Raw genomic sequence first — 25,685 nt, 5'->3', positions numbered from 1 at the left:
TGGCGATGCCATATGAGGGGCAACAGAAAGGGGGCCACCATGACCACCGGCATCCATCACGTCACTGCCATCACCCGCCGCGTGCAGGCCAATGTCGATTTCTATGCGGGCTTTCTGGGCCTGCGGCTGGTCAAGCGCACCGGCGGGTTCGAGGATGCGGAACAGCTGCATCTGTTCTATGGCGATGCGCTTGGCTCGCCCGGATCGCTGCTCAGCTTTCTGGTGTGGGAGGATGGCGCGCCGGGCCGCACCGGCCTGGGTCAGGTGGCCGAGATCGCGCTGGCCGTGCCGGCGGATCGCATCGGCGACTGGCTGACCCGCGCCATGGCGGCCGGGGTGGCAGTCACTGGCCCCATGCGCGAGTTTGGCGAAACCGTGCTGCGTCTGAAAGACCCGGACGGCATCATCGTCAAGCTGGTGGGGGCCGATCTGCCCGCCGCCGTGCCGCTGCCCGATCCGATGGCGCCGACGCGGCTGCGCGGGGTCACGCTGCTGACCGATCAGCCGCAGGCGACCGAGGCGTTCATCGCGCGGTTCGGCTATCGCTTTGCGCAGGCTCAGGGGGCGGTGCGGCGGATGCTGTCGGCGACGGATGCCGTCGATCTGCGCGATGCCGCGGGCTATTTCCCCGGCATTCCCGGCACCGGCATCATCGACCATGTGGCCTTTCGGGCCAGCGATGGCGATGCGGTGCGGCAGATGCGGCAGACACTTGGCCCTGCGGCGACGACCAGCGTGCATGACCGGCGCTATTTCCTGTCGCTCTATGCGCGCGATCCGGCGGGCATCCTGACGGAATACGCCACCGATGGCCCCGGCTTTACCGTGGACGAGCCTGCCGAAAACTTGGGCAGCCGTCTGTTCATGCCACCCCACGATCAGCATCGCGCCGACGATCTGCGGGTGATGCTGCCGCAATTCGCCCTGCCGGGCGCGGAAAGGAGACCCATGCGCGACCTGCCCTTTATCCACCGCTTTCACCAGCCCGATGACCCCGACGGGCAGGTGATGGTGCTGCTGCATGGCACCGGCGGATCGGAAGCCGACCTGATGCCGCTGGCCGCCCGGATCGCGCCGCGCGCGACCCTGCTGGGGCTGCGTGGCCGTTCAACCGAGGAAGGCATCAACCGCTGGTTCCGCCGCTTTGACGCCGTGACCTACGATCAGGCCGACATCATGGCCGAGGCGGCGGCCCTGGCCGGTTTCGCCGCTGAACTGCCGCGCGCCTATGGTATCGACCCGGCGCAGGCGGTGTGGCTGGGCTATTCCAACGGCGCCAACCTGCTGGGCGCGGCGATGCGGCTGCATCCGGGGCTGGCCCGGCGCGCGATCCTGCTGCGCGGGATCGAGGTGCTGGAGCAGCCGCCGCAGGCCGATCTGCAAGGGGCCGCTGCGCTGCTGCTGTCGGGCGCGGGCGATCCGTTCGCGCATCTGGCACCACCGCTGGAACGCAGCCTGACCGGAGCCGGGGTGGCGCTGACGGCGCACAGCCTGCCCGGCGGGCACAACCTGTCGCCGGGCGATCTGGATGCCGCGCGGGACTGGCTGGCGCAACATTCCTGACCCGATCCGGGACGACATGGCCCGCGCGTTCGTTTTGCCGCGAACGCGCGGGCTTTTGCGTATCGTCACAAGGGGAACCGCGCATCACCATCATCATCGGATCACCCCGCAAGGCGCGCTTTGCCGAGAGAGCCGCGCCAGTTCAACCTGCCCTTCCTTGGTGAGGCGCATCCGGCCTGGCGCAAAAATCGGTAAATTCGATGGCCATATGTTTGTGGTGTCGGAATAGGACCACTCGCTTATCGGGGCGCTGAAAAATGTGCTGGATCAGGCGTATGGGGAATGGGTGCGCGACTTTGGACCGGGCGGCGTCGGTGGCGTGGGCCGAGGGTGGCGGTTGATGACCCGGCGCGGTTTTGGGGATCGCCGGTCGCGCCCCAAGATGCGTATTTACCACAAACAGGAAGCAGCAAGGCCGCCCGGAGACTGGGGCGGCCTTGTTCTTTGTTTGCGGTGTTACAGTGGTTTCAGGTTGGTCTCGATCTGATCGCGGCGCGGCTCAAGGAAGGGTGGCAGAGACAGACGCTCGCCCAGGGTTTCCAGCGGTTCATCGACCGTAAAGCCGGGGGTATCGGTTGCGATCTCGAACAGGTTGCCGCCGGGTTCGCGGAAATAGAGGCTGCGGAAGTAATAGCGCTCCACCTCGCCCGAGGAGGGGATGCGGAATTCGCGCACCCGTTCCGTCCATTCGGTCAGCCCCACCGGGTCGGGCGTGCGAAAGGCGACGTGATGCACCGCGCCCGCGCCCTGTCGCGCCATCGGCAGGCCGGGCTGAACCGCGACGTGCAATTCCGCCGCCGGGCCACCCTGCCCCATCTCGAACACATGCACCTGCCCTTGCCCGTCGGGGCTGGGGTAATCGCGGGTGCGGCGCATGTTCATCACGATGGTCAGGATCGCCTCGGTCGGGGCCAGTTCGGGCACGGATATGGTGATCGGCCCCAGCCCTCTGATCTGATGCTGCGCGGGCACCGGGCTGCGATCCCACGGATTCGCCGTGCCGGGCTGATCGGCGGTCAAGCGGAACCGCTGGCCTTCGCCATCCTCGAAATCCAGCGAGGCGCGGCCATCGGTGCTGCCGGGCTGCACCCCTGCGGCGCGCAGGCGCGCGGCCCAGAAATCAAAGCTGCCTTCGTCGATGCGCAGGCCGGTGCGGCTGATCGAATGCGTGCCGCGGCGTTCGCGCGCCACCGGCCAGTCGAAGAAGGTCAGGTCCGTGCCGGGGCTGGCCAGCCCGTCGGCATAGAACAGGTGATAGGCGGATGTGTCATCCTGATTGACGGTCTTTTTGACCAGCCGCAGCCCCAGCGTTTCGGTATAGAACCGTTTGTTCGCGGGGGCATCGGCGGTGATGGCCGTCAGGTGGTGAATGCCGGTCAGATCCATGATGATCTCCTTTCGCTGGGGACAGATATGGCATCTGCCGCCCCCGTGACGAGGCCGCGCGCCCCGACCGCCGCATTCGCGTTTCGCGAACGGCGGCGTTGTGTCTGGCTGCAATCGGTTCTATCCACCGATCATGCGATACGAGCTGAGCGACCTGCAAACCTTTCTGGCCGTGCTGGATCATGGCACCGTTACCGCCGCTGCCGCGCGGCTGAACCTGGCGAAATCGGTGGTCAGCAAGCGGATCGGCAATCTGGAAGCCGCGCTTGGGGCGGCGCTGTTCCGGCGCAATGCGGGCCGCATCACCCCGACCGAGGCGGCGCAGCGGCTGGCTGAACGGCTGCGGCCCGCGCTGGCGGAACTGGCGGCTGCGGCGGAAAGCGCCGCCTGGGGCATGGACGGCGCGGCCCCTTTGCGCGGCACGCTGCGCATCGCCGCCCCGATGAGCTTTGGCACCATGTATCTTGGCCCGATCATCGCCCGCTTTGCCGCCGCCAACCCGGAACTGGAGATCATCGCCGATTACGACGACCGCGCCCGCGATCTGCCGCGCGAGGGGTTCGATGTCGGCATCCGCATCGGCGAGGCCCGCGACGGTGCCCTGAAAGCGCGCAAGCTGTGCGAGGATCGGATCATCGCCTGCGCCAGCCCGGATTATCTGGCCGCTTATGGCACACCGGCGATGCCGGCCGATCTGTCACGGCATCAGGTCATCGGCTATTCTCATGTTCCCAACGCGCAGACATGGCAGTTCCGGCAGGGCGACCGGATGATCGCGGCCCCGGTTCACAGCCGCCTGTCGCTGAACAACGGCGAGGCGATGCGCGACATGGCCGAGGCAGGTCTGGGCATCGCCATGCTGCCCGGCTTTATCGCCGCGCAGCCGCTGCGCCAAGGGCGGCTGGTGCCGGTGCTGGCCGATTACAGCGCCCGCACGCTGCCGATTGCCGCCGTCTGGCCCCCGGTCGAGCCGATGCCGCCCAAGCTGCGCCGCTTTGTCGATCATCTGGTGGCGGAACTGGACGGCGGCAAGCCGTGGCAGGACCCTGGCCTAGAACAGCCCCTCGACCAGCCCCAGATCGTTCAGCCGGATTGATTCGGCGGCAGGCACGCGCGGCAGGCCGGGCATGGTCATGATCTGGCCGCAGATGGCGACGATAAAGCCGGCCCCGGCAGACAGCCGCACCTCGCGCACGGGGATGGTGTGGCCAACCGGCGCGCCGCGCAGGTCGGGATCGGCGCTGAAGGAATATTGCGTCTTGGCGATGCAGACCGGCAACTGGCCATGGCCTGCCTGTTCCCACGCCTGCAACTGCGCCTGAACGCCCGGCGCGGCCTCGATCCGGGCGGCGCGATAGATGCGGGTGGCGATGGTTTCGATCTTGTCCCACAGCGGCATCTCGTCGGAATAAAGCAGCCGGAAATCCGCCGCATCACTGTCAGCGGCGGCGATGACGGCGCGGGCCAGATCCTCGGCCCCGACACCGCCTTCGGCCCAGTGGCGTGACACCACCGCCTGCACCCCAAGCGCGGCGCAATATTCCTGCACGGCGGCGATTTCGGCATCGGTGTCGGCGGTGAAATGGTTGATCGCCACCACCACCGGCAGGCCATAGCCCTGCATGTTTTCGATATGCCGCCCCAGATTGGCGCAGCCATCCCGCACCGCCGCCACGTTTTCCGCGCCCAGATCGGCGCGCGCCACGCCTCCGTTCATTTTCAGCGCCCGCACCGTCGCCACCAGAACCACGGCCGAGGGCGTCAGCCCGGCCTTGCGGCATTTGATGTCCAGAAACTTTTGCGCGCCCAGATCGGCGCCGAATCCGGCCTCGGTCACGACATAATCCGACAGGCGCAGCGCGGCGCGGGTGGCGATGACCGAGTTGCAGCCATGGGCGATATTGGCGAACGGCCCGCCGTGAACAAAGGCCGGGTTGTTTTCCAGCGTCTGCACCAGATTGGGTTGCAACGCATCGCGCAGCAGCACCGTCATCGCGCCATCGGCCCCAAGGTCGCGGGCCGTCACCGGCGCGCGGTCGCGGGTATAGCCGATGACGACCTGCCCCAGACGCGCCTGCAAATCGGCCAGATCAGAGGCCAGACACAGAATCGCCATCACTTCGGACGCCACGGTAATGTCAAAGCCGGTCTGCCGGGCAAAGCCGTTCGAAACGTCGCCAAGCCCCACGGCAATGTCACGCAGCACGCGATCGTTCATATCCACCACCCGCCGCCATGTGATCCGGCGCGTGTCGATGTCCAGCGTGTTGCCCCAATAGATGTGGTTGTCGATCATCGCCGACAGCAGGTTATGGGCGCTGGTGATGGCGTGAAAATCGCCGGTGAAGTGCAGATTCATGTCCTCCATCGGGACGATCTGCGCCATGCCGCCACCCGCCGCACCGCCCTTCATGCCGAAGTTCGGGCCAAGGCTGGCCTCGCGGATGCAGATGGTGGCGCGCTTGCCGATGCGGTTCAGCGCATCGCCAAGACCGACGGTGGTGGTGGTCTTGCCCTCGCCCGCGGGGGTGGGGTTGATCGCCGTGACCAGAATCAGCCGCCCCTGATGATCGGGCAGCGCGGTCAGCGCGTCATGGGTGATCTTGGCCTTGTCATGGCCATAGGGCAGGAACTGATCCGGCCCCAGACCCAGCCGGGCGGCAATCTGGCCAATCGGACGCTTGACCGCCGCGCGGGCGATTTCGATGTCGGTCTGCATAAGCCTCTCTCCCGGTTGGCGGCGCGATTTGCGCCGTTTTCCCAAGGGATAGCACCGGGTGCGCGGCGAGGCGACACCCGATCTGGCTTATTCGTCGCGCAGCAGATCGCTGGCCTGGAAGTTGCCGACATTGCCCAGCAACTGACCGATGAACGACACCGGAGTGATGCTGCCCTCGGTCACGCGGCGCGACAGAACCACCACGCGCCCGCGTTCCAGCCCAAAGCGTTCGACATTCGTCACCACGCCATTGGGGGCAAAGCTGATGGCAACGACCTGCCGATCTACCTCGCGCGGGGGGGTGGGGCCGAAATCGCGCCAGCGCGACCCGACGTAATACCAGCCCGAGCCGGTCAGAAGCCCCTGCGCCGAGGGGCGCCCGATGGTGGCATCCAGCATATCCTGCGTGGTCTGCCCCACGACGACCTGTTCAAGATCCTCGGGCGGGGGCACATAGCCGTGGTTGCGATAAACCGGCGCGCAGGCCGCCAAGGCCAGCAGCGCAACGATCAGAACCTGCCGAAAGGTCGCCATTCTTTTTCCGTCCCTTACCTGCGACGGTTGACGCCGCCCGCCCCGCTTAGCAAACTCGTCATCCGCGCTCAAGAAATTCGATCCGCTGCGCAGAAAGGCCATCGCATGTCAGACCCGACGTTTTTTTCCCACCGGCTGCGGGTGGCGCATCTGAACCCGCGCGGCAATACCGATTTCGACCTGCGCCCCGATGCCGATCAGCGCGCCGCCATCGCGCAGGAACTGGGCCTGCTGGGCCTGCCCGCGCTGCATATGACCGGCCGCATCCGCCCCGAGGGCAGCGATGCCTGGCTGCTGACAGCGCAGATCGACGCGCGGGTGGTGCAGCCCTGCGTTGTCACGCTGGAACCCGTGGAAACCGCCATCAGCGACAATCTGCGCATCCTGTATTCGCCCCACGCCACCACCCCGGACGAGGCCGAAACCCAGATTCCCGACGAAGACATCGAACCGCTTGGCCAATATATCGACGCCGGTGCCGCCATGACCGAGGCGCTGTCGCTGGCCCTGCCGCTGTATCCGCGCGCGGGTGACGCCGCGCTGGACCCGGCCCCCGAACCGGATCAGCCGGAACAGGAAGATCGCCAACGCCCCTTTGCCGGGCTGGCCGATCTGCTGAAGCCGCGTGACTAAGACGAATCGTCAGCAACCCCTTGCATGGCGGCGGCTCTTGGCGTATTGGCGCGGTTCGTTCCGAATTTTCATGGCGGCCGCCTGTAGGTGCCCGCAATATCAGACCCGAGGTTGAGACATGGCTGTCCCCCAGAATCGCGTGACCCGCTCGCGCCGCAACATGCGCCGCTCGCACGATGCGCTGGTCGCTGGCAACCCCAACGAATGCCCGAACTGCGGCGAACTGAAACGTCCGCACCACGTTTGCCCGTCCTGCGGCCACTATGCCGACCGCGAAGTGATCGCGCAGGCAAACGACGTCGATCTGGACGACGACGCCGCCTGATCCGGCGCGCGTCAGCGGCCTGATGTCGGCGGAAATTGGCAAGACAGATGCACCACGCGCCCTCGGAAATGGGGGCAGCGTGGTGATTTCGGTTGACGCAATGGGCGGCGACCGTGGCCCGGCGGCAGTGATCGCCGGGATGGCTGCCTCTGCCAGCAAGAACCCGGAAATCCGCTTTATCCTGCACGGTCCCAAGGACGAGCTGGTGCGTCTGGTCGCCCGCCGCAAAGGGCTGGCCGAACGCTGCGACATCCGCGACGCGCAGGGCGTCGTCACCATGAACGACAAGCCCAGCCAGGTGATCCGCAACGCGCAGGGCACCAGCATGTGGTCAGCCATCGAATCGGTCCGCGCGGGCGAAGCGACGGTGGCGGTCAGTTGCGGCAATACCGGCGCGCTGATGGCCCTGTCGATGCTGCGGCTGCGCAAGCTGCCCGGCGTGAACCGGCCCGCCATCGCCTGCCTGTGGCCCTCGCGCAATCCGCAGGGCTTTAACGTCATGCTGGACGTGGGCGCCGACATTCGCGCCGATGCCCCCGACCTGCTGCAATATGCGATGATGGGCGCCTCCTACGCGCGCAACGGGCTGGGGCTGGATAGCCCGCGCGTCGGCCTGCTGAACGTGGGCACCGAAGAACACAAGGGCCGCGCCGAGCTGAAAGAGGCGCATGACCTGATCGGCAAGGCCGCAGCGCAGGCCAAGTTCGATTATGTCGGCTTTGTCGAGGGCGGCGATCTGCCCGGCGCGCGCGCTGACGTGATCGTAACCGACGGTTTTACCGGAAATATCGCCTTGAAGACCGGCGAAGGCACGGCCAAGCTGGTCGGCGATTTCCTGCGTGAGGCGTTCAACAACTCGATCATGTCGAAATTCGCGGCCCTTCTGGCGATGAGTTCGCTCAAGCGTCTGCAAAAGCGGATCGACCCGCGCCGGGTGAATGGCGGCGTGTTTCTGGGGCTGAACGGCACGGTGGTCAAATCGCACGGCTCGTCCGACGCAACCGGCGTTTCGGCGGCGATCAAGCTGGCGTTCCAACTGGCGCGATCCGGCTTTCAGGACCGGCTGGCGGCGCGGGTGGCCCAAGGGGCTGCCCTGTCCTTGCCGCCCGGTGACAACAACAACAAAGAAGGCGGGGCGGTTTGATGGCGATTCGGCGTTCAGTGATCCGGGGTGTGGGGCACTATCTGCCTGAACGCGTGGTCGAAAACAGCCATTTCGAAAAAACGCTGGAGACCAGCGACGCCTGGATCCGCGACCGCACCGGGATCGAGCGTCGGCATTTTGCGGCCGAGGGGCAGACCACCAGCGATCTGGCCATCCGGGCCGCCCGCGCCGCGCTGGACAACGCCGGAATGACGGCGGACCAGATCGACGCCATCGTGGTTGCCACCACCACCCCCGACCTGACCTTCCCCGCCGTCGCGACCATGGTGCAGGCCGGTCTGGGGATGCAGCGTGGCTTTGCCTATGACGTGCAGGCGGTCTGCGCCGGTTTCGTCTTTGCGCTGTCGAATGCCGATGGGCTGATCCGCACCGGACAGGCCGAACGGGTGCTGGTGATCGGGGCCGAAACCTATTCCCGCATCATGGACTGGACCGACCGCGGCACCTGTGTGCTGTTCGGTGACGGTGCCGGTGCCGTGGTGATCGAGGCGTCTGACCAGCCCGGCACGAACGCGGATCGCGGCATCCTGTCTTCGGACCTGAACAGCGACGGGCGCTATCGCGATATTCTGTATGTCGATGGCGGGGTCAGCACTTCGGGCACTTCGGGTTGTCTGCGGATGCAGGGCAATCTGGTGTTCCGCCATGCCGTTGAAAAGCTGGCGAAAACAGCCCATGCCGCGCTGGACAAGGCCGGTCTGACGCCCGCCGACGTTGACTGGCTGGTGCCGCATCAGGCCAACAGCCGCATCATCAGCGCCACCGCGCAGAAAATGCAACTGCCGATGGACAAGGTGGTGCTGACGGTCGCCGACCATGGCAATACCTCGGCCGCCTCGATTCCGCTGGCGCTGTCAGTTGCGCATAGCGAGGGGCGTTTCAAGCCCGGCGACCTGATCGTGACCGAGGCGATTGGCGGCGGTTTGTCATGGGGCAGCGTCGTCCTGCGCTGGTAAATCGCCCGGTTTGAACAAAAAGCGCCGTGAAAGATGACTTTCACGGCGCTTTTGCTTTTCAGATTGCCCGGATCAGCCCTGATCCACCGGCAGCGCGACAAAGCGCGGCTCGCCCGCGCGGCGGATCAGCAACAGCACCGAACGACGCCCGGCATCGCGCGCCTCGCTGATGCGATCATCGAGGTCGGACAGCGTTTCGACAGGCTGCTGCCCCGCCTCGGTAATCACATCGCCCGCAGCCAGCCCCCGGTCGGCCGCCGCTCCGGCAGGATCGACCGACTGGATCGCCAGCCCCTTCATATCGCGGCTGACACCCAATTCCGCAGCAATTTCAGGGGTCAGCGGCACGACCGTCATGCCCAGCATCTCGGATTGCGTATCCGAACCAGAGCCGACATCGCCGCTGGCCGTGCCCTCGGCCAGTTCGCGGCGGCCCAGCGTCACCGACAGGGTAACGGGTTGCCCCTCGCGCTGAACGACGACCTCGACCGCTTCGCCCGCCGGGGCGTCGGCGACACGGCGCACCAGTTCGCGCGTGTCGGACACTTCGCCACCGGCAAAGCTGGTGATGACATCGCCCGCACGCATCCCGGCATCCTTGGCGGGACCGTCGGGCACATCCGTCACCATCGCACCGCTTTGCGAGGCAAGGCCCAAGGCCTCGGCCATATCGGTGGTCACGTCCTGAATTTTGACGCCCAGCCAGCCGCGCCGAGTTTCGCCGTATTCGCTCAACTGATCGACCACCTTGGACACGACATTCGAGGCCATCGAAAAGCCGATCCCGATCGAGCCGCCACTGGGCGACAGGATGGCGGTGTTCACGCCCACGACCTCACCGTTCAGGTTGAACAGCGGCCCGCCCGAGTTGCCCCGGTTGATCGCCGCGTCGGTTTGCAGGTAATCGTCATAAGTGCCTGACAATTCACGGTTTCGCGCCGAGACGATCCCGGTCGAGGCCGAAAAGCCCTGCCCCAGCGGGTTGCCAAGCGCCAGCACCCAATCGCCAACGCGCGCCGCATCGGAATCGCCGAATTTGACGAAGGGCAGCGCCTTGTCGCCGCCATCGACCTTGAGCACGGCAATATCGGTGTTCGGGTCGGTGCCGATGACCGTGGCGGGCAGACGCTCGCCGGAATAGAACTCGATCTCGATTGCATCGGCGCCGTCGATGACGTGGTTATTCGTCACGATCAGGCCATCCGCCGAAATCACAAAACCCGAGCCAAGCGCGTTCGACCGCTGCGGCATCTGGCGACGCCCTTCGGGGCCTTGCGGCATGTTCGGAAAACCGAAATCGCGGAACAGGTCGGAAAACGGACTGCCTTCGGGGAAACCGGGGCCAGTGCGTCCGGTGGGCGCCGCGACAACGGCGGTGGTGGTGATATTCACCACCGCAGGCGCAACGCGTTCGACCAGATTCGCAAAGGTGTCGGGCATGACATGCCCGACAGGGGCATCGGGCGCGGTCAGCGGCTGGTTGGCGTTTGCAGCATCCTGCGCGTGCTGCTGCGCCTCGGGCGAGATGTCAGAGGTGGTATCCTGCACCTGCTGCGCCCCCGCGACACCCAGCCCAAGGGCCAAAGCCAGACCGGATGCGGTCACAAGATAGCGGGGAAAAAGGCGTTTCATTCGGGAGAATCCTTCAGATGTCATCCGTTTCCGGCGGGCGGAAAACCTGATTATATGACGCGGATGTAGGGGGTCGTTGCAAATAAATCACGCTCGCAGGTGGTGAACTGATCGTGATTATTGTTGCAAAGGGGCGGATCAGACAACCCGCCCCCACTGCACTGGTCAGTTGGTTTCCGCCGGGGCCTGGGCGTCAGGCGCAGGCGCGTCCTCGACCGCAGCGCCGTCGTCGGGCAGCGTGACGGCAGGCCCTTCTTCGGGCGGGGTCGTCAGGCTTTCGGGCATGGGCGTCAGGCGCACGCCAGCGGCGGCCCCCAGTTCGTTCCCGTCGCGGTCGGTTATCGTCGGCGTGACCAGTTCTTCGTCATCACTGACCGCAGCACCGGCATCGCTTTGTTCGACCGAAGGCGGCGGAGCCGGGTTGGCATTCGCAGCGCCGTCGGACTTGAGATAGCTGAAAAATTCGCTGTCGGGCTGCATGACAATGCTGCTGTTATTGCCCCGGATCGCGCGTTCATAGCTGGTCATCGAGCGGGTGAAGGCAAAGAATTCCGGGTCGCGGCCAAAGGCAGCGGCGTAGATGGCGTTGCGTTCGGCGTCAGCCTCACCGCGCACCACCTCGGCCCGCTTGCGCGCCTCGGAGGTCAGTTCCACCACGGTCCTGTCAGCAGCGGCGCGGACGCGCTGCGCCGCCTCGCCCCCGCGGGCGATTTCGTCGGCGGCCTCGCGTTCGCGTTCGGCGCGCATCCGGGCATAGGTGGCGTTCAGGTTCTGCTCGGGCAAATCCGTGCGGGTCAGGCGGACGTCGATCACCTCGACCCCCAGACCGGCCGAGTTGCGCCGCGCTTCGTCGCGGATCTGGTTCATCAGCACGGTGCGGTCATCCGACAGAACCGTGGTCGAGGGAACCGAGCCAAGCACCTCGCGGATGGCGGCGTTGACGATAGGATCGAGCCGGGTCAGCGCCGCGTCAATGCCGCCGGTGCCGACGGCCTGACGGAAGCGCACGACATCGGTGATCCGCCAGCGGGCAAAGGCATCCACGACCAGGCGGCGGTCGTCCAGCGGCGTGACCTCCAGCGGGTTGGTCGGCAGGCCCAGGATGCGGCTGTCGTATTTCACCACATCGTCAAGGAACGGCACCTTGAAGCCAAGGCCCGGCTCCTCTTGCACGTTGACGACCCGGCCAAGGCGCAGCACCAGCGCCTTTTCGCGTTCATCCACGATGAAGATCGAGGCCATCGCGACGGCACCGACGACGAACAGGGCCGGCAGCGCCAGCGCGGTCAGAAAGTTGCGGCGTGCCATCAGTTCGATCCTCCGCTGGTCGTGTTACCCGAACTGGCCGCAGCCGGGCGCAGTTGATCCAGCGGCAGATAAGGCACGACGCCTTGCGAACTGCTGCTGTCCTGATCCAGAATGACCTTGTTCACGTCACCCAGAACTTTTTCCATAGTTTCCATATACATCCGCCGCCGCGTCACATCGGGTGCCTTGACGTATTCATCATAAACCGAATTAAAACGCGCCGCCTCACCCTCGGCGGTGTTCACGGCTTCGGCCCGATAAGCCTCGGCCCCTTCGACAAGGGCCGCCGCCTCACCGCGTGCGCTGGCCAGAACGCGGTTGGCATAGGCGTCAGCCTCTTTTTCCAGCCGGTCGCGTTCCTGCTGGGCGGCCTGCACCTCGCGGAAGCTGTCGATCACCTCGCGCGGGGGGTCGGCCCGGTCGAGGTTGACGCGGATCACGTTAATCCCGGCGTCATAGGCGTCCAGCGTGCGCTGAACCGCCTCTTGCAGATCGCTGGCGACGGCACCCCGGTCGCGGTTCAGGATCGGCGCCAGTTCCGAGCGGGCGATAATGTCGCGCATGGCGGATTCGGCCACGGCGCGGATCGTGTCGGGCGGATCGGCCAGATTGAACAGGTATTTTTCCGGGTCGGAAATGTTCCAGACCACCTGATATTCCATATCGACGATGTTCTGGTCGCTGGTCAGCATCAGCCCGCTGTCCATCGCGCCCTGACGCCCGGTGCCGATTTCCGTCACCCGTTCGTTCGTGACCGGCAGCACCTCATGCGTGACGACGGGCCACGGCGCAAAGTTCAGACCTTCGGTGCCGACCGCAACCGCGCGGCCGAACAGAAATTCGACGCTGCGTTCGTTGGTCTGCACCCGGTAAAAGCTGGCAAAAGCCCACAGGGCCAGCAGCACCAGCCCCGCAATCCCCAGGGTCGAGCGGTTCAGCCCCAGCCCGCCGGGCAGTTGCGGCCCGCCGCTGCCCCCGCCGCCGGTGCGGCGCTGGTTGCCATTGCCGCCACCGCCCATCAGGACGCGCAGGCGTTCCTGCCCTTTTTTCATCAGGTCTTCGATTTCGGGAACCTGCGGTTCGCCCTGCCCCGGACGGTTCGAGCCGCGCGGCGGCTCGTCATTGCCCCAAGGACGGTTTGGCGGGCGACGATCATCATCGTCACCGTTGTTGCCACCGCCGCCGCCGCCCCATGGGCCTTGATTTGCCATGCCTCCGCCTCTCTGCACTGGTCCTGACTGTTGTTGTGCAAACTGGTGTCAGGACATGAAATGTCAACCCTCGGCGGGCATTTACGGCCCGCCGGGTCAGTCAAATGATCGTCGTTTTATTCCTCGGCAGGCCAGCGTCGGGCCGGGCTGCGCATCGTGACCAGTTCTTCGGCCAGCGTCGGATGAACGGCCATGGCGGCATCGAACTGCGCCTTGGTCGCGCCCATGGTGATGGGAATCGCCGCCAACTGGATCATTTCGCCCGCGTTGGGGGCCAGAATATGGCACCCCAGAACCTTGTCATCGCGGGGATCGACCAGCAGCTTCATCAGCGCCCGCGCGTCCGAGCCGGCGAACATCGACTGCATGGGCCGGAATTTGCCGGCATAGACATCGACCGGGCCACGGTCGCGGGCCTGTTCCTCGGTCAGGCCGATGGTGCCGATTTCATGCGGGCGCAGATAGACCGCGCTGGCAACCGGATCGTGGCTGACCTTGCGCGGACGGGCGCCGAACACGGTATCGGCAAAGCTGTGCCCTTCACGGATCGCCACCGGAGTCAGGTTCACCCGGTCGGTCACATCGCCCACCGCAAAGATCGACGGGACGGCGGTCTGCGACCACTCGTCAACCTCGATCGCGCCGTTCGGGCGCAGGTGAACGCCGGTATTGCCCAGCCCCAGATCGCCGGTATAGGGGGCGCGGCCGGTGGCAAAGAACACCGCGTCCACATCCTGCGTGCCGCCGTCCTGATAAGACACGCGAATGCTGCCATCGGCATTGCGATCCAGCCGCGACGGATTGCTGTTCAGGCGCAGATCAATGCCAAGCGCCGCGATCTGTTCGCCCGCCATTTCACGCAATTCGCGGTCAAAGCCGCGCAGCACGGCATCGCCGCGATAGGCCAGCGTGGTCTGACTGCCCAGACCGGCCAGAATGGTGGCAAATTCGCAGGCGATAAAGCCGCCGCCCACCAGCAAGGCACGGCGCGGCAGGCTGTCCAGCAGGAACAGATCGTCCGAGATCAGCCCCAGTTCCTGCCCCGGAATGCCGGGCAGGCTGGGGCGGCCACCCACGGCGATCAGGATATGCTTGGCGGTAAAGCGGCTGCCATCGGCCAGTTCGACCGTGTGGTGATCGGCCAGACGCGCGCGCTGATGGTGGATCGTCACCCCGGCGCGATCCAGCCCGCCGGTGTAAATCGCCTCTAGCCGGTTCAGTTCGACATCCAGCGTGGCACGAAACGCGCCCCAATCGAATTCACCGACACCGGCACCCTGCCAGCCATAGCCGCGCGCCTCGGCCACCGCGGCGGGGGCACTGGCGGCAAAGATCATCAGCTTTTTCGGCACACAGCCGCGGATGACGCAGGTGCCGCCCATGCGGCTTTCCTCGGCCAAGGCGACGCGGGCACCATATTCGCTGGCCGCGATCCGGGCCGCGCGCACCCCGCCCGAGCCGCCGCCGATCACGAACAGATCATAATCAAAGCTCATCCGTCTTCCCCTGTCTCATCTTCGCGGAACGCGGCCAGTTCCACCACGCCGCCATCCGGCTGTCCGATCAGGGCCAGATCGCACAAACCTATGAATAAACCGTTTTCAACCACCCCCGGAATCGCATTCAGCGCCCGGTTCAGCGCCACCGCATCGGGAATCGCCTCAAGCGAGAGGTCAAGGATGTGGTTTCCCTCATCCGTCAGGAAAGGCGCGCCGTCGCGCATCCGCAGCAGGATGGGGCGGCCGTCCAGTTCCATCGCGTCCAGCGTGGTCTTGATCCGCTCGCGCGTGGTTTCCCAGCCGAAACGGATCACCTCGACCGGCAGATGAAAGGCCCCAAGCTGTTCGACCACCTTGGCCGGATCGGCGATCACCACCATGCGGTCGCTAGAGGCGGCGACGATCTTTTCGCGCAGATGCGCACCGCCGCCGCCTTTAATCAGGTTCAGGTCGGGGTCCAGCTCATCGGCACCGTCGATGGTCAGATCCAGATGGCCGATGTCGTCCAGCGCCTCGACCGCAAGGCCAAGGCTGGTGGCCAGATCCGCCGTCGCCTGCGAGGTGGCGGCGCAGCGCAGGGTCAGCCCTTCGGCCTGAACACGGGTGGCCAGTTCGCGCACCATGACGCTGGCGGTCGATCCGGTGCCCAGCCCGACGGCCATGCCGTCCTGAACCAAGGCAATCGCCGCACGGGCCGCCGCCAGCTTGGCGGCGTCAGAGGGGGACAGGTCAGACATCCGATTTCTCCGGTCTAGGGGTGCGGCTCAGCGCAGAGCACCGGCCTGCCGCAGTTGGTCCGCCTTTTCTGCGTTGAACCACCAGAAGTCCATCTCGCCCAAGGTAAAGGGTGGCAGATTTTCGGGGTGCTCATACATATCGTAATAGGCGACCAGATAGTTCGGGTTGAACCATTGCGGCACCCAGAACCGCAGGCTGCGCAAGGCCCGGTCCAGCGCGTGAACCGCCGTCAGCATCTCATCGCGCGTTTCGGCGCGTTCGACATGGCCGATCAGGCTGTCAACGGATTTGTTCGCCAGCCCCATGGTGTTGAACACATCCCCGACCGAGGCCGAGCCGAAATATTGTTGCAGACCAGCGCCGGGAATCATGTCTTGCCCCAGATGGCCGCTGATCATGTCGAACTGCGCCGCGCGTTTGCGGTTTTCGTATTCGGCATTATCGACCCGCGTGTTGCGGGCATTGACGCCAAGCGCGCGCAGGTTTTCGACAAAGGGGTTGATAACGCGGTCAAACGTCTGGCTGTCGTTCAGAATTTCCAGCGACAGGGTGCGGCCATCGGCATTGCGGCGCAGCCCGTCAGGGCCGGTCAGCCAGCCCGCTTCGTCCAGCAAGGCGGCGGCGCGGCGCAGATTGGCCCGGTCAAGCTGGCGCGCGCCGCTGGTGCCGGGCACCACGGCGGCGGCGGTCAGCACATCGTTGGGCAGATCGGCGGCGACAGGTTCCAGCAGCGCCCGTTCCTGAGCCGAGGGCGCACCGCTGGCCGCCAGATCGGTGTTGCCCCAGAAACTGTCCACGCGCTGATAAAGGCCATAGAACAGCGCGTCGTTCGACCATTCAAAGTTGAACATCAGCCCGATGGCCTGACGCACGCGAATGTCCTGCCAGTCGGGGCGGCGCAAGTTCAGCACCCATGCCTGACCCGAGGCGACATTGCCATTGGGCAGGGTCGCGCGGACAACCCATCCATTGTTCAGCGCCGGAAAATCATAGCGGTTGGCCCAGATGATGCTGCTGACCTCTTGACGGAAGCCGTATTCGCCAGCCTTGAACGCCTCGAACGCGGCGTCATAATCGGCGAAATATTCGATCCGCAGCCGGTCAAAGTTGAACCGCCCGCGATTGATCGGCAGATCGGCCCCCCAGTAATCCGGGTTGCGGCGATAGACAACGCGGCGGTTTATATCCGCATTGTCAAAGACATATGGACCAGAGCCGACAAAAGGCTGCGTCTGGGTCTGTTCCAGATCGCGGCTGTTGTCGGTGAAATCCTTGCGGCTGAAGACAGGCAGCCCCCCGGCGGATTGAATCACATCACGGCGCGGGTAATCGGCGTTGAACGTAAACCGGATGGTGTGATCGTCGATCACCTCGGCCCCGGAAATCTGCTGGGCGATCACCTGCCGGAACGACGACAGCCCCTTGTCGCGCAGCGTTTCATAGCTGAACATCACGTCCTGCGCAGTCAGCGGCGTGCCATCGCTGAAACGCGCCTCGGGGCGCAGGTGAAAGATCACCCAGTCGCGGCTTTCGGGATATTCCAGCCAGTCGCACAGCAGGCAATACGACGCCCCCACCTCATCGGCGGTGCCGGTCAGGATCGATTCGAACATGATCGAGGACAGCGCGGCGGCCCGCCCGCGAAAGGTGAACGGATTGTAATTGTCGAACCCGCTGGAGTTGGGAATCGACTGCGACATCTCGCCCCCTTTGGGCGCGTCGGGGTTCACATAGGCCAGATGCTGAAAATCGGCAGGCAGGCGCAGTTCGTCGAAAATACCGATGCCATGACTGCGGATCACATCATCCGCAGCGGCGGTGGTATCGGGCGGCACCTGTTCCTGCGCTGCAAGGGGTGATCCAAGCACGGCGGCAAAGGCCACAGACGCGAACAGGCTGGCAAGACGCATGAAATTCTCCGCAGGGTTTCACAGAGGCTAGGGGGCCTGCCCGACAGGATCAAGCCGCGTTTTCGTGAAACCTGTAACGGAAACGATAAAAGGCGCGACCGAAGGCCGCGCCCTGTCATTCGGATCAGCCCCGAATGCAGATCAGTTCTGCGTTTCCAGATAGGCGATCAGGTTCGCCCGCGCCTCGGCCGGGCGGATACCGGCAAAGGCCATGCGGGTGCCGGGCATATAGCCGCGCGGGTTTTCGATGAAGGCGAACAGGTTTTCCGGGGTCCAGACGCCGGGCATATCGGTTGCCGCCGACGAATAGTTGAACCCGGCCACCGCAGCCTTGTCGCGGTTGACCACGCCGTTCAGATGCGGGCCGGTGCCGTCGGTGCCGTCAAGACGGTGGCAGGCCTGGCATTTGCGAAACTCGGCCTCGCCCCGCGACACGTCAGCGGCGGCGATCAGTGCAGTCAGGTCCACCTCTTCGGCAGGGGCTTCTTCGGCGGCGGCGCCGGTATCGACCGGAATCGAATAAGCCTGTGCCACATCCTCGCCATGGCCGGACGTGCCGACATGCCACACCCCGCTGGCCAGCCAGCTTGTCAGCAGCAGAAACAGCAGGGCAGACAAAAACCCGCCCGCAGCCTTGGTAAGGGTCATCGTATTGAACATCGGTCCAGCCCGTCCTTTGCCTTGGAAGTCGCCCGTATCTATCCGCTTTCGCTTTCAGGGATCAAGGTATAGTTATCTGCCGACGCCGAAATTTCCGGGCAACGCCCCCGGCACGACAGCACGACACGAGAACGCCATGACCTCTGCCCCGACCAACCGCATCGCCTTTCAGGGCGAACCGGGCGCCTACAGCCACGAAGCCTGCCAGAAGGCCCGCCCCGACATGGAGCCCCTGCCCTGCCGCACCTTCGAAGAAGTGATCGAGGCCGTGCGCAGCAAAAAGGCCGATCTGGCCATGCTGCCGGTGGAAAACTCGACCTATGGCCGCGTGGCCGACATTCACCACATGCTGCCGGAATCGGGGCTGCATATCGTGGACGAAGCCTTTGTCCGGGTGCGTATCGCGCTGATGGGTCTGCCCGGTTCGCGGCTGGATGACATCCGCCATGTGCGCGCCCATCTGGTGCTGATCCCGCAGGCCCGCGGCTTTCTGTCGCGCCACGGGATCACGGCGGATGCCGCCGCCGACAGCGCCGGAGCCGCCGCCGATCTGGCGCGCGACCGCACCCCCGGCGAGGGCGTGATGGCCAGCGCGCTGGCCGCCGACATCTATGGGCTGGAGGTGCTGGCCCGCGACATCGAGGATCACGGCCACAACACCACGCGGTTCCTGATTATGGGCCGCGAACCCGATCTGTCGCGCCGGTCCGACCGGATGCTGACGACCTTTGTGTTCCGCGTCCGCAACATCCCCGCCGCGCTGTATAAGGCCATGGGCGGCTTTGCGACCAACGGCGTCAACATGACCAAGCTGGAAAGCTATATGGTGGACGGCAACTTCACCGCGACGCAGTTCTATGCCGACATCGAAGGCCACCCCGACGACCCGAATGTGCGGCTGGCGCTGGATGAACTGGACTGGTTCACCGACTATCTGAACGTGCTGGGCACCTATCCGGCAGACCCGCTGCGGCTGGAAAAGCGCGCCGGATAACGGCACCGCGCCCCGGCAGGGCGCAGATCAGGCCGCCAGCATCAGTTCGTCGATGAATTCCCCGACCCGGCGGGCAAAGCGGCGGTCAAGCTGCGCCTTGCCCAGACGGGCGGTCTGCAACAACAGCCGCGACTTCATGTTGCGGGGGCGCAGGTCGGTTTCAAAGATCAGCCGCGACCGCGTGCGGCTGAGCGCGACGATGGTCATGTTTATCACCATCTCGAACGGATCTGACATTCCCGTGATGCCGACCTGTTCGGGGCGATCAAAGCGCGCGACATCCAGCCGCACCTCGCGCCGCTTGGCCCGCCAGTCAAAGGCGATGCGCCAGGCCATGCTGTTGCCCGGTTCCTGCGCCGGGTCGATTCGCGCGACCGCCACACCACGACGCATCAGCATCCGCTCCATCCGGGGAAAGTCGGTAACAGCCGCGAACAACTGATCGGCAGGGACGTCGGCGTCTTTTCGCGTCGAGAATTTCATCTTTACCTTTCAATGCACAAAGTGAAGCGGCCAGCGCATTTTCACCGGGCATAGGACAGCAGCGCCTGTTTTTTCAACTGGAAATATAGACAAGTTCGGCCCTGGCGTAAGAAACTGACCCGCCCCCTTCATTATGTGCAAATTTTTTGCTGGCATTCCGAACCGAACCGTCCGACCATGCGCGGGCGAGCGCAACGGTGGCGCAAAAACAATACGGATCGGGAAATTCCACACCCCGCGCGCGGGACGCCTTGAATAACCCGGATCACAACGGATAACAATTCTGGGTTGTGTTACGCCCGGAAACGGTGGAATGACAACGGCTTGAAACTCTGAACTCCGGGCTGGACATGACATCACCATTGAACCTGTCATCGTATCGGGCAACTGAATGCTGATATGGCCGACGGGAGCAGCAGATTGATGACCAACGCAATGACAGGGCATGGCACGGCCACGCGCTTGTCGTTGCGGATCATGGCGACGACGGATCTGCACATGCATGTGCTGCCGTATAACTATCTGGCCGACAGGCCCAGCAACCAGATCGGGCTGGCCCGCACCGCCCGGCTGGTTCAGCAGCGGCGGCGCGAACACCCCAATGCGATCCTGCTGGATAACGGCGACTTTCTGCAAGGCAGCGCCCTGGGCGATTTTGCCGCAACGGTCGCCAACGGCAATGGCAACGGGCCGCACCCCGCCATCGCGGCGATGAATGCGCTTGGCTATGACGCGGCGACGCTTGGCAACCATGATTTCAACTATGGGCTGACATTTCTGCGCCGCGCCATCGCGCAGGCGGGTTTTCCCTTTACCGTTGCCAATGCCCGGTTCCGGCGCTGGTCGAACATACCGCGCTGGCTGATCCTCGACCGCGACTGCACCGGCCCGGACGGGCGGCAGGCGCCGCTGCGAATCGGGATCATCGGCTTTTTGCCGCCGCAAACCGCCGACTGGGACGACAGCCTGACCGGCCAGATGACCTGCGAGGATATTCTGACCAGCGCCCTGCGCGAGGTGCCGATGCTGCGCGCCGCCGGGGCCGATGTGGTGATCGCACTGGCGCACAGCGGCATCGGCACGCCCCTGCCCCGCCCGATGAGCGATAACGTCGCCGCCGCACTGGCCGCCGTGCCGGGGATCGACGCGATCATCGCCGGGCATACGCATCAGGTCTTTCCCGGCCCACAATTCCCCGCCCGCGACGGCATCGACCCGCAGCGCGGCACCTTGCACGGCAAACCGGCGGTGATGGCGGGCTATGGCGGGTCGCATCTGGGGATCATCGACCTTGAACTGTCGCGCCCTGTCGTCGCCATGCCATGGCGGGTGACAGGGTTTCAGGTGCGGACTGAACAGGTTGCGCCGCGCACCCCCGCCCTGCCCGAAGTCTCGCAGCCTGCCATGGCACTGCACCGCGCGGCGCTGCGCCATTATCGCCGCCGGATCGGGCGCACGGATCAGCCGCTGAACAGCTTTTTTTCGCTGATCGGCGCGGATCGCGCCCTCAAGCTGGTGCAGCGCGCGCAACGCTGGCACGTCCGGCGGGCGCTGCGCGGCACCCGTTGGGACGGGCTGCCGGTGCTGTCCGCCGCCTCGCCGTTTCGGGCGGGCGGGCGGGGCGGGCCGACGCATTACACCGATGTGCCCGCCGGGCCTCTGACCTTGCGCAGTCTGGCCGACATCTATCTGTTTCCCAACCGCATCCGCGCCATCGCCCTGACCGGCCGCGACCTGACCGAGTGGCTTGAACGCGCCGCCGGTCAGTTCCGCCAGATCACCCCCGGCGAGCGTGACGCGCCGCTGATCGACAAGGATTTCCCCAGCTATAACTTTGACGTCATCGACGGCATCACATGGGACATCGACCTGAGCGCGCCGCCACGTTTTTCCCCGGTTGGCGATATGCTGGCCCCCTCGGGCGGGCGGGTGCGCAACCTGTGTTATCAGGGCCGCCCCGTCGCAGCGGACGACCGCTTTGTGATGGCAACCAATTCCTATCGCATGGCCGCGTGCGGTCTGTATGGCCCGGTTGCCGCGCGGGCCGACATCGTGCTGGGTGGCCGCACCCTGACCCGCGACGTGCTGCGCCGCTATATCGCCCATAACCGCGCGCTGAATATTCAGCCGGACCAGGGCTGGCGCTTTGCGCCCCTGCCCGGCACGACCGCACTGTTCGACACCAGCCCCGACGCCGTGCCGCACCTGCCGCAGGTAACTGAACAAAGCGACCTGCGGCTGGACCATATCGCCATGACGGATGACGGTTTTGCCCGGATGCGGCTGTTTCTGTAACGGGTTGCAACCGCCCGCCGCATTGCCTATCTAATGCGGCGAGAGGTTGGCGCGGGCAGGTGCCTCGCCAACCCGGTCAGGACCGGAAGGTAGCAGCCGTAACGAGATCCGCTTGGGTCGCTGTCCAGCCTCTCACCCTTTTCCCACATTCTGGCGGTGAATTTTTGGGGCCAGCCCCGGTTGAACTGCCGCACCACAGCAAACACCATGGCAGCCAAACATGCGGATAGGGTGCAGACGATCACATCGCACCGGCATAGCGGGCGATGAACCCCGCATAAGGCGCCCGGATACCGGGCCGAACCTGCCCCCTGCCTGACCTGACGCACCCGCGCCAAACTGCCACCGGCCGCACCATCGTCAGGGTCTCAACCGACAGGCAACGCCCCCTCGTCGATCAGCCCCGCCGCCTGCTGCGACAACAGCCAGCCCGCGATAGAGCCTTGCCGGGGCGCGGATATATCCGGGTGGGTGCCAGCAACCATCGCCGCCAGTTCGTCAGGGTCCAGCCAGCGCGCGTCCTCCAGCTCGGCCGGGTCCAGCGTGATGTCATCGGTTTCCGCCTCGCCCACGCAGCCCAGCATCAGTTGCGACGGATAGGGCCAGGGCTGGCTGGCGATAAAGCGCACAGCGCCCACGGCAATGCCTGTTTCCTCGCTCACCTCGCGCCGGACGGCGGCCTGAATGGTTTCGCCCGGCTCGATAAATCCCGCAAGGCAGGAATACATGCGATCCGGCCAACCGGGCGACCGCCCGACCAGCACCCGCCCGCCACGCCGGATCAGCATGATCGCCACCGGATCTGTGCGCGGGAAATGGCCGGCATTGCAGGCCGGGCATTGCCGCTGCCACCCCGATTGCACCGGCAGACTGGGCTGACCGCAATTGGCGCAGAACCGATGCGTCGCGTGCCACCCCGTCAGCGCGCGCGCCGTCGCAGCGATTTCCGCATCCAGCGGCGACAGGCTGTGCATCACGCCCCGCAATTCGACAAAGCGCGCGTCAGCGATCAGCGGATGCACCTGTTCGGTCGGGTCAAAGAACAGCCCAAGCTCCGGCAGGCTGACCGGAGTCCACGCCGACATATCCACCGCCGCCACCGCCTGCCCATCGGCCAGCCCCAGAAACAGAGGCGGTTCGGCCCCCGACAGCGCCGGATGGCCGGGGTCCAGCAAGTGCAGCCCGCCGTCAGCCCCCACCAGCAGCTTGCCCCGCCAGACAGGCAGCAACCGGACGCTGCGCTGCCAACCGTCACCAGCCCGCAGATGCGCGGCGCGATCCAGCCCACCGCCCGCAAAAGCCATCGCTTTCATCGAAACCTCTTTCAGATCACCGGCAATCCGGCACGGGCGCCGATGATCCCCGGTATCAACGGCAGTTCAACGTGACCTCGACCGGGTTGGGGGTCAAGTCGCGCATGGCACCGCTGCTGGCATCGACACCGGCACCGATAACCCCGCCAAGCACCACATTACCCGCCATGGCTGCGCTGCCACTGCCTGCGATTTTGTTGGTGACGCGCACCTGCTGAGGTTCGCAGCGGTCCTTTTTGACCAGCACATTCAGCTCGGATTTTCGCGGCAACTTAAAGGTGCAGGGGGTGCCGTTGCAGGTTTGCCCATCGCTTAACTGAACTTGCGCACCCGATGGGGTTGAGTTCACCACCAGAACATCCGTTGTCCCCCGTGTGATGGTTGCACAACCTGCGACAGACAGGATGGAACCCATAAGAATTATTTTACCAATCATGGTGTTAGCTTTTAACTTCCGATGCCCTGCCCTAACCTGAACCACCCAAATTTTCCATCATTTCATCCTTAAAATTTGAACGAAACAGGAACGAAAACAACCCCGCAAACCGTTGCGAAGCGACACGCTCCCGGCTAACATTGCCCCGGTGAAAAGGGACAGCATGACCGACAGCGAACAGACTTATCAGGTGCTGGCCCGGAAATACCGGCCCGAAACCTTTGCCGATCTGGTCGGTCAGGATGCGATGGTGCGCACCCTGAAAAATGCCTTTGCCGCCGACCGGATCGCGCAGGCGTTCATCATGACCGGCATTCGCGGCACCGGCAAAACCACCACCGCGCGGATCATCGCCAAGGGAATGAACTGCATCGGCCCCGATGGCACCGGCGGGCCGACGACGGAACCCTGCGGCCGTTGCGAACATTGCGTGGCGATCGCCGAAGGCCGCCACGTCGATGTGCTGGAAATGGACGCCGCCAGCCGCACCGGCGTGAACGACATTCGCGAAATCATTGAATCCGTTCACTATCGCGCCGCATCCGCGCGCTACAAGATCTATATCATCGACGAAGTTCACATGCTGTCCACCAGCGCCTTCAACGCGCTGCTGAAAACGCTTGAAGAACCGCCGCCGCACGTCAAATTCATCTTTGCCACCACCGAAATCCGCAAGGTGCCGGTCACGGTTCTGTCGCGCTGCCAGCGATTCGACCTGCGCCGCATCGAACCCGAGGTGATGATCGCCCTTTTGCGCCGCATCGCCACAGCCGAAGGCGCGCAGATCAGCGATGATGCCCTGGCGCTGATTACCCGCGCCGCCGAAGGCTCGGCCCGCGATGCGACCAGCCTGCTGGATCAGGCGATCAGCCATGGCGCGGGCGAAACCGGTGCGGCACAGGTGCGTGCCATGCTGGGTCTGGCCGACCGGGGGCGGGTGCTGGACCTGTTCGAAATGATCCTGCGCGGCGATGCGGCGGCGGCATTGGCCGAATTGCAGGGGCAATATGCCGATGGCGCCGACCCGGTTGCAGTGCTGCGCGATCTGGCGGAAATCACGCATTGGGTCTCGGTCGCGAAGATCACCCCCGATGCGCTGGACGATCCCACCGTCGCCCCCGACGAACGCAAACGGGGCGAGGATCTGGCAACCCGTCTGGCCATGCGGGTGCTGACGCGCCTGTGGCAGATGTTGCTGAAATCGCTAGAGGAAGTATCCGCCGCGCCCAATGCCATGATGGCTGCCGAAATGGCGGTGATCCGCATGACCCATGTCGCGGATCTGCCCGACCCGGAATCGCTGATCCGCCGCGTTCAGCAGGCACAGGCGGCGGGCGAATTCACCCGCGCCCCTGCTGCACCAGCCGGGGCACATGCGCCAGCCCCGCAGGCCCGCGTGGTGGCGCAGCCCAGCGGTCAGGCAACCGCGCTGGCCCTGTCACCCGATGCGATGGCGGCCTTCCCAGATTTTGCCTCGGTGGTGGACCTGATCCGGCGGATGCGCGACATGACCTTGCTGGTGCAGGTTGAAAATCACGTCGCGCTGGTGCGCTACGCCCCCGGCCGGATCGAGTTCGAGCCGCGCGGCCCCTCCCCGCCCGATCTGGCACAGCGGCTGGCTGAACGGCTGCGCGGCTGGACCGGCGGGCAACGCTGGGGCGTTTCCGTCGTCAACAGCGGCGGCGGCGCGACCATCGCCGAAACCCGCGCAACCGAGGCCGAGCAGGCTCAGGCGGCGGCGATGCAAAACCCTCTGGTGCAGGCCGTGTTCGCCACCTTCCCATCCGCGCGCATCACCCGGATCGAAACCCCGCCGCAGCCGGTTGAATCCGCGCTCGATCCCGCTACATCCCAGCATGAGACGGCAGAAGGCGTGATCGCCGCCGTCACCGATGAGTGGGACCCATTTGAGGACGAGGTATAAG

The 25,685-nt window shown here is 65.2% G+C and carries 22 protein-coding genes and 1 other RNA gene; 10 read left to right on the top strand and 13 right to left on the bottom strand.

The features are described from left to right. Window positions 1-39: 39 nt before the first annotated feature. Window positions 40-1,563 (top strand): VOC family protein, encoded by a 1,524-nt coding sequence (locus Q4G14_RS02620; protein ID WP_303360165.1) that lies wholly within the window; start codon window positions 40-42, stop codon window positions 1,561-1,563. Window positions 1,564-2,019: 456 nt separating this feature from the next. Here Q4G14_RS02620 and Q4G14_RS02615 read toward each other — a convergent pair whose 3' ends face one another. Next, window positions 2,020-2,949, bottom strand: coding sequence for a ring-cleaving dioxygenase (locus Q4G14_RS02615; RefSeq protein ID WP_303360164.1), 930 nt, complete (start codon window positions 2,947-2,949; stop codon window positions 2,020-2,022). A 133-nt stretch (window positions 2,950-3,082) separates the two neighbouring features. Here Q4G14_RS02615 and Q4G14_RS02610 point away from each other — a divergent pair, with 133 nt between their 5' ends. Next, on the top strand, window positions 3,083-4,045 hold the full coding sequence (locus Q4G14_RS02610) for a LysR family transcriptional regulator (protein WP_303360163.1): 963 nt from the start codon (window positions 3,083-3,085) through the stop codon (window positions 4,043-4,045). Here the strand turns inward: Q4G14_RS02610 and Q4G14_RS02605 are convergent. Together Q4G14_RS02605 and Q4G14_RS02600 are read right to left on the bottom strand one after the other, a co-directional pair. Beyond that, a complete protein-coding gene (locus Q4G14_RS02605) occupies window positions 4,001-5,668 on the bottom strand; it encodes a formate--tetrahydrofolate ligase (RefSeq protein WP_303360162.1) in 1,668 nt (555 codons plus the stop codon). The genes Q4G14_RS02610 and Q4G14_RS02605 overlap by 45 nt on opposite strands. An 87-nt stretch (window positions 5,669-5,755) precedes the next feature. Then, window positions 5,756-6,202, bottom strand: coding sequence for an outer membrane protein assembly factor BamE (locus tag Q4G14_RS02600; protein ID WP_303360161.1), 447 nt, complete (start codon window positions 6,200-6,202; stop codon window positions 5,756-5,758). A gap of 105 nt (window positions 6,203-6,307) precedes the next feature. Here Q4G14_RS02600 and Q4G14_RS02595 point away from each other — a divergent pair, with 105 nt between their 5' ends. From Q4G14_RS02595 to Q4G14_RS02580, 4 genes are all read left to right on the top strand, one after another. Next, window positions 6,308-6,835 carry a DUF177 domain-containing protein gene (locus Q4G14_RS02595; RefSeq protein ID WP_303360160.1) on the top strand — a complete coding sequence of 176 codons (528 nt, stop codon included), beginning with the start codon at window positions 6,308-6,310 and terminating at the stop codon, window positions 6,833-6,835. A 118-nt stretch (window positions 6,836-6,953) separates the two neighbouring features. After that, entirely contained in the window at window positions 6,954-7,160 is a 207-nt protein-coding gene (gene rpmF / locus Q4G14_RS02590) for a 50S ribosomal protein L32 (RefSeq protein ID WP_303360159.1), read from the top strand. Window positions 7,161-7,182: 22 nt separating this feature from the next. Continuing rightward, a complete protein-coding gene (plsX, locus tag Q4G14_RS02585) occupies window positions 7,183-8,304 on the top strand; it encodes a phosphate acyltransferase PlsX (RefSeq protein ID WP_303360158.1) in 1,122 nt (373 codons plus the stop codon). Next, complete coding sequence (locus tag Q4G14_RS02580; RefSeq protein ID WP_303360157.1) at window positions 8,304-9,281, top strand: beta-ketoacyl-ACP synthase III; 978 nt, start codon at window positions 8,304-8,306, stop codon at window positions 9,279-9,281. Before plsX ends, Q4G14_RS02580 begins: the two co-directional genes overlap by 1 nt. A 72-nt stretch (window positions 9,282-9,353) precedes the next feature. Here Q4G14_RS02580 and Q4G14_RS02575 read toward each other — a convergent pair whose 3' ends face one another. The 7 genes from Q4G14_RS02575 to Q4G14_RS02545 form a co-directional block, all read right to left on the bottom strand. Then, window positions 9,354-10,721: a Do family serine endopeptidase gene (locus Q4G14_RS02575; RefSeq protein WP_303360290.1), complete on the bottom strand. Its 1,368-nt coding sequence runs from the start codon at window positions 10,719-10,721 to the stop codon at window positions 9,354-9,356. Between the two features lie 357 nt (window positions 10,722-11,078). Then, on the bottom strand, window positions 11,079-12,221 hold the full coding sequence (gene hflC / locus Q4G14_RS02570; protein ID WP_303360156.1) for a protease modulator HflC: 1,143 nt from the start codon (window positions 12,219-12,221) through the stop codon (window positions 11,079-11,081). After that, complete coding sequence (hflK, locus tag Q4G14_RS02565) at window positions 12,221-13,432, bottom strand: FtsH protease activity modulator HflK (RefSeq protein WP_303360155.1); 1,212 nt, start codon at window positions 13,430-13,432, stop codon at window positions 12,221-12,223. Before hflK ends, hflC begins: the two co-directional genes overlap by 1 nt. A gap of 116 nt (window positions 13,433-13,548) precedes the next feature. Continuing rightward, window positions 13,549-14,928, bottom strand: coding sequence for a glutathione-disulfide reductase (gorA, locus tag Q4G14_RS02560; RefSeq protein ID WP_303360154.1), 1,380 nt, complete (start codon window positions 14,926-14,928; stop codon window positions 13,549-13,551). Then, the gene (gene rpiA / locus Q4G14_RS02555; protein WP_303360153.1) at window positions 14,925-15,668 is read right to left on the bottom strand and encodes a ribose-5-phosphate isomerase RpiA; all 744 of its coding nucleotides are present in this window, start codon (window positions 15,666-15,668) and stop codon (window positions 14,925-14,927) included. Before rpiA ends, gorA begins: the two co-directional genes overlap by 4 nt. Window positions 15,669-15,695: 27 nt before the next feature. Further along, the gene (locus tag Q4G14_RS02550; protein WP_303360152.1) at window positions 15,696-17,579 is read right to left on the bottom strand and encodes an extracellular solute-binding protein; all 1,884 of its coding nucleotides are present in this window, start codon (window positions 17,577-17,579) and stop codon (window positions 15,696-15,698) included. Window positions 17,580-17,720: 141 nt separating this feature from the next. Further along, entirely contained in the window at window positions 17,721-18,239 is a 519-nt protein-coding gene (locus Q4G14_RS02545; protein WP_303360151.1) for a cytochrome c family protein, read from the bottom strand. A 136-nt stretch (window positions 18,240-18,375) separates the two neighbouring features. Here Q4G14_RS02545 and Q4G14_RS02540 point away from each other — a divergent pair, with 136 nt between their 5' ends. Next, entirely contained in the window at window positions 18,376-19,233 is an 858-nt protein-coding gene (locus Q4G14_RS02540) for a prephenate dehydratase (RefSeq protein WP_303360150.1), read from the top strand. A gap of 27 nt (window positions 19,234-19,260) precedes the next feature. On the opposite strand, the gene Q4G14_RS02535 is transcribed toward Q4G14_RS02540, so the two are convergent. Continuing rightward, window positions 19,261-19,716 carry an SRPBCC family protein gene (locus Q4G14_RS02535; protein ID WP_303360149.1) on the bottom strand — a complete coding sequence of 152 codons (456 nt, stop codon included), beginning with the start codon at window positions 19,714-19,716 and terminating at the stop codon, window positions 19,261-19,263. A 399-nt stretch (window positions 19,717-20,115) separates the two neighbouring features. Between Q4G14_RS02535 and Q4G14_RS02530 the strand changes: the two genes are divergently transcribed. Both Q4G14_RS02530 and ffs read left to right on the top strand, forming a co-directional pair. Beyond that, complete coding sequence (locus Q4G14_RS02530; protein ID WP_368661292.1) at window positions 20,116-22,011, top strand: bifunctional 2',3'-cyclic-nucleotide 2'-phosphodiesterase/3'-nucleotidase; 1,896 nt, start codon at window positions 20,116-20,118, stop codon at window positions 22,009-22,011. Window positions 22,012-22,051: 40 nt separating this feature from the next. Beyond that, window positions 22,052-22,148, top strand: an RNA gene (gene ffs, locus Q4G14_RS02525) — signal recognition particle sRNA small type. Window positions 22,149-22,379: 231 nt separating this feature from the next. Here the strand turns inward: ffs and nudC are convergent. Together nudC and Q4G14_RS02515 are read right to left on the bottom strand one after the other, a co-directional pair. Then, a complete protein-coding gene (gene nudC, locus Q4G14_RS02520) occupies window positions 22,380-23,324 on the bottom strand; it encodes an NAD(+) diphosphatase (protein ID WP_303360148.1) in 945 nt (314 codons plus the stop codon). A gap of 55 nt (window positions 23,325-23,379) precedes the next feature. After that, entirely contained in the window at window positions 23,380-23,739 is a 360-nt protein-coding gene (locus Q4G14_RS02515; protein WP_303360147.1) for a translation initiation factor 2, read from the bottom strand. Window positions 23,740-23,908: 169 nt separating this feature from the next. On the opposite strand from Q4G14_RS02515, the gene Q4G14_RS02510 reads away from it, so the two are divergent. Next, window positions 23,909-25,684, top strand: a complete 1,776-nt coding sequence (locus Q4G14_RS02510) for a DNA polymerase III subunit gamma/tau (RefSeq protein WP_303360146.1) — start codon at window positions 23,909-23,911, stop codon at window positions 25,682-25,684. Window position 25,685: the final 1 nt, after the last annotated feature.

Source organism: Paracoccus sp. (in: a-proteobacteria) (assembly GCF_030538755.1).
Lineage (GTDB): Bacteria > Pseudomonadota > Alphaproteobacteria > Rhodobacterales > Rhodobacteraceae > Paracoccus.
Note: the sequence above shows the minus strand (reverse complement) of the source record. Positions and strands in the feature narration are given on the sequence as shown.